The following is a 2,412-nucleotide window of genomic DNA, read 5'->3' as shown; positions in this document are numbered from 1 at the left end:
ATTAAGAAGTATCGTTCTATAATGGAAAAGATTAAAAAGAGCACGGAAGAGCTTGAAAAGCTCAAGAAACAGAAAAGTTCCCTTGAGCAGACTATCAGGAAACTTGAATCCAGGAAAGAAAAGGTTGTTGAGGAGATTCGCATTTTACCTGAGGCGTTAAAAATTTCTTCAAGGGAAGAAGAACTGCTTGAGGGGATAAAAAAGGTAATCCTCGGAGAGGGAACAGAAGAGGAAAAAGCTCACTACCGTGCTCTCATTAAGGGCAACCTGCTCTACCAGCTTGCCAAGGACTTTTACCTGTGGGAAGCCCTTAATGAAGAGAAAAGAGAAGCACTCAAGAAAGGAAAAGCACAGAAATACAAAGAGATTGACAACCTGCTAAAAAGCATTGCCGACAGCGTTCAGTTTAAATACAGCAATACCATTTTATCCCTGATTGAGAAATACAGGCCAAAGAAATAAAAAAGAGAGGGGGTTGCAACCCCCTCTTAACTGTATAGGAGGAAACTATACAGAAACTTGGAGGATTTCCCGTTAAAAAATCCCGGGGAACTTCCCCGGGTAACACTCTGGAGGGCACGATGGGGGGAGGTGCCGTATCCCTCAGTAGGGGGTAGAGAGTGTCGGAGTTATCTCAAGAACACCCTATTCTCCTGTAATGGTTGGGGCGGCAGGATTCGAACCTGCGAATCGTGGATCCAAAGTCCACTGCCTTACCACTTGGCTACACCCCAACCTTGCTGTTTATATTATAGCAGATTTTACAGGAAAATGTCAAGTGGTTTACGTTTTCGACACACAAGAGTATAATGCCACCGAAAACACTAATATACCTAAAAAGTAGTAAAACATACTCCATTTAAGATCCTTTGCCATAATCCTATCTCCTATCAGCAGACAGAAAAAAGAAATAACCACTCCCACCTTGAAAGCAGGAGTGGTTATAACTTTTAGGTATATCCCTGCCATTATTTCGGCCAGGAGTATAAATACCACTACTTTATACCTGCCATTTCTCTTTCTTCAGCCTTTAGCATTATGGCATACAGATGCCCTAAAATGTCAGATTTGGCCGTATAGATCGTGCTTATAAAACTAACGATCTTTTCCTCAATTTCGGGAGTAGGTTTGTTGGATACCACTATCCTAAGCAGTTCTTTGGCAAAATCTTTTGCGGAGAAAGAGGGAAACAGGATACCGTGCAGGGGAATAACGATATCTCCTCTTTCTGCACAGTCATCACAACCGATTTTAAAGTCTTTAATTAGCCCGTTTTCTAACTTGATAATTACTTTTCCGATCTCCTGACCGATTTTGAACTTACGGCCACAAAGGTCACATTTAAACTTTACTTCTACCATATTAATCCTCCCGATATAAAGTTTTTCTACGGGTAAGTTTAACGGTTCTTTTCTCTTAAGTCAAGTGTATATTGATAAGAGCAAGATATTCTGTTATACTTTTCTCTCGAAAGAACTATATGTGAGCAATTTTAACGGCATAAGAGGAGAAAATGGAAGTTCAGGAATACTCCTGCAACTGTGAATACTGTCAGAGACTCTGTTCATTCAGAGTAGGCTGGCCGACACCGGAAGAGGCCGTTGCACTAATAGAATACTTCAAATCTCAGGGCTATTCCCTGAAAGAAATATTTGAAAAGTTCCTTGTAATTGATTACTACTTTTCCGATTCTGAAAAAGGAGAAATTTTCATAATTGCTCCGAGATGGACTGAATGTGGAAAAGAACTGTATGCTCCCTTTATTCCCATAATGAAATACGGTTCCTGCGTTTTCAAAAAGAAAGATAGGTGCATTCTACACGGTCTTACCTACAACGGTATTCCATTAAAACCTTTAGAGTGCCGTGTGGGTGGCTGTAAGAGTGGAAAGAAAGTCTATAAAGTCCACAGAGAGATAGCCGAAATGTGGAAAGAAAGACAGGACATTATAGGGGAAATAATAAAGAATGTATCTGTTTAATGATTTCTTTTCTCATATGGAGAACTCAATATCTCTTCTTTAACAATTATTCTGCTTTTAGGCAGAAAGCAAACAACAACCTTTTCTCCGGGAAAGAAATTTTTGAAAGTTAAATTCATTTCAAAACTTTCACCATTTTTACAAATTACAGTCTTTTTGATAAAAAATAGAATGGGAAATTGAACTGTTTTCTCTACTACGCATACTTGCTTTTTTAAATAACTATTTCCTGTTTTCAGATAAAATACGCAATCTGTAAAGAACGGATAATAGCCGTATATTACAGCAAGCAACATTAATAAAGCAATTAAACGCATTATAACGGCCTGGGTTTTAGCAGACAGCTTTCCTGTTTTTCCTATGGGTGGGTTTATGAGGATATTGATAAAGACTAACAACATCACAAAAATGGTGATTAGAGTTTCAATGAT

General features: G+C 38.7%; 4 protein-coding genes and 1 tRNA gene. 2 read left to right on the top strand and 3 right to left on the bottom strand.

The annotated features are described in order from the left end of the window. The coding region (locus tag MV676_RS08265) for a hypothetical protein (protein WP_297446693.1) at positions 1-462 on the top strand (462 nt) is incomplete at its 5' end. A gap of 197 nt (positions 463-659) precedes the next feature. On the opposite strand, the gene MV676_RS08260 is transcribed toward MV676_RS08265, so the two are convergent. Together MV676_RS08260 and MV676_RS08255 are read right to left on the bottom strand one after the other, a co-directional pair. Beyond that, a tRNA-Gln gene (locus tag MV676_RS08260) sits at positions 660-734 on the bottom strand. A 261-nt stretch (positions 735-995) separates the two neighbouring features. Further along, positions 996-1,361, bottom strand: a complete 366-nt coding sequence (locus MV676_RS08255) for a hypothetical protein (protein WP_297446690.1) — start codon at positions 1,359-1,361, stop codon at positions 996-998. Between the two features lie 152 nt (positions 1,362-1,513). Here MV676_RS08255 and MV676_RS08250 point away from each other — a divergent pair, with 152 nt between their 5' ends. Next, positions 1,514-1,981, top strand: a complete 468-nt coding sequence (locus MV676_RS08250; protein WP_297446687.1) for a hypothetical protein — start codon at positions 1,514-1,516, stop codon at positions 1,979-1,981. Here the strand turns inward: MV676_RS08250 and MV676_RS08245 are convergent. Continuing rightward, the coding region (locus MV676_RS08245; protein WP_297446684.1) for a hypothetical protein at positions 1,978-2,412 on the bottom strand (435 nt) is incomplete at its 5' end. The genes MV676_RS08250 and MV676_RS08245 overlap by 4 nt on opposite strands.

Origin of the sequence: Desulfurobacterium sp., assembly GCF_027028515.1 — a bacterium.
Taxonomy (GTDB): Bacteria; Aquificota; Aquificia; order Desulfurobacteriales; family Desulfurobacteriaceae; genus Desulfurobacterium_A.
This window is presented reverse-complemented; position numbering and strand designations above follow the sequence as displayed.